Annotated in this window: 2 protein-coding genes and 1 pseudogene; all 3 read right to left on the bottom strand. The window is 74.4% G+C overall.

Annotation, left to right across the window (positions count from 1 at the left end):
• On the bottom strand, positions 1-264 hold a 264-nt coding region (locus GT354_RS02680), incomplete at its 3' end, for a hypothetical protein (RefSeq protein WP_161354531.1).
• A 223-nt stretch (positions 265-487) separates the two neighbouring features.
• Complete coding sequence (locus tag GT354_RS02675) at positions 488-1,237, bottom strand: FkbM family methyltransferase (RefSeq protein WP_161354530.1); 750 nt, start codon at positions 1,235-1,237, stop codon at positions 488-490.
• Positions 1,234-1,743, bottom strand: a pseudogene (locus GT354_RS02670) (hypothetical protein); the annotation flags it as partial. The gene GT354_RS02675 and the pseudogene GT354_RS02670, both read right to left, overlap by 4 nt.

Below are 1,743 nucleotides of genomic sequence, written 5' to 3'. Positions count from 1 at the left end.
CGCGAGGGCGCCCTTGCGCTGCGCGGCGATCGCCCGAGCCGCCCACCCGCGCGGCGTCGCGTCGCGTCGCAGGACAAGCGCCTGTCCACCCGGGTCGCGCCGGCGCAGGTCGGCCAGGACCACCGCGACGTGTGTGCGCATCCGGTCGACGATCGGTCCGTCGGCCCACCGCACCAGCCGCGCGTCGGTGCCGTCGTCGGTGACGTCGACCTCGACCCCGGCGATTCGAGTCAGTCTCCGGCCGAGTGTGACGTGGCTTGTCATGGGCGTTGCTCCCGGGCGCGAAGAGTCGTGGGGCTTGAGGTACTCCGAAGAGATTGCCCAGCCGCACCGACCGCCACTCGAAAATGTCGACCCGGGCGAATACCCGCCGGCTCGACGCTCCGGTCCCGGGCGCGGCCCTTCGGCGGGACGTACAGACGTACCACGGAGCGAAACCGGTCGACCCGCACGCGCGTTCACGCGCGCCTACGCGAACGGCGGTCGCTCAGTTCAGGAACAGGTAGTTGCGGCAGTCCTCGGTGACCTCGTCGACCGGCTCCCACCGGCCCGCGACCCGACGATGCATCACATAACCCAACCCCGCGAGCCGGTCCACCAGTTCGCGAGCCCGCGCGCCGTACTTGGCCAGATGCCGATCCTCCAACTCCAGGAGCAGCGTGGGTCGGTGGCGAAGCAGCGTGTCCTCGGCGCCGGTCAGCACGGCGGCCTCGGCGCCCTCGACGTCGGCCTTGACGAAGTGCACCTTCTCGATCCGCGCCCCCCGGCACAGCCCGTCGACGGTGCGCACCGCGGTGGCCACGCGCCGCGCGGTCCGGAACTCGGCGTTGGGGCCGGGGCCGGCCGCGCCGGTGGTGAGGTACGCCCGCCCGTGTACCGGCAGGCCGCGGCGGCGCGGGAGGCTGAGTTCCGCGTGCTCCTCGGCACGGGCACCCAGGGCGGTGCGGTGCACCGTGACGTTGCGGCAGCCGAGCGCCGCGACGCCCGCGCGAAGCCAACGCGCGGGCCCGGGCAGCGGTTCGACGCTGTGCACGTGGCCGGCCGGGCCGACGAGGTCGGCGAGCGCGAAGGTGTACAGACCGTATTCGGCGCCGATGTCGAGACAGACGTCACCGGATGCCACGAGTTCGCCGAGACCGGCGACCTCGTCCTCCACGAAGGGCCACCGGGTCGCGGCCCAGCGGAGGCCGCCGGCGGTCCGGGCGGCGCGGCGCGAAGGGGTGAAGGATCGGGTCATCGTCGGCCTGCCGTTTCGTAGGACGCTTGTGAGAGGGGTGTCGCGGGAGGGGCGACGGGAGGGGTGTCGACCTTGGTGTCGGTGCCGTGTCGGCCGGGCGCCGGGCCCGCGGATCGCGTCCACGCCACCAGCACCGCCGGCAGCAGGAAGTAGCCGAACCGCCCCGCCGGCGCGAGCAGGAACGCCGCGCTCAACGCGAGCGCCAACCGATCGCCCGCCGCCGTGGCGTCGGCCGGTGGCACCAGCAGCAGCGAGGCCGCCACGATCAGTGCCGCGCAGACCAGCAGCGCGATGTCCGCCGCCCGGCCGACCGCGCCCAGTTCGGTGAGCCACCGGCCGGGCAGCGGGCTGCTCGCCGGGGTCGCCACGGCCCCGTTGCCGGTGGGGAACACCAGCACCTGACGCAGCATCGGACCGGGCGCGGTCAGCGCGCTCGCCAGGATCGGCAACCCCGCGCCGACCGCCGCGAAGCCGGCGCAGCGCCGCGACGCCTTGGCGCCGTACCG

The organism is Streptomyces sp. SID3343, from assembly GCF_009865215.1.
Lineage (GTDB): Bacteria > Actinomycetota > Actinomycetes > Streptomycetales > Streptomycetaceae > Embleya.
The sequence above is the reverse complement of the archived record's forward strand: the minus strand, read 5'-3'. Positions and strand labels throughout refer to the sequence as shown.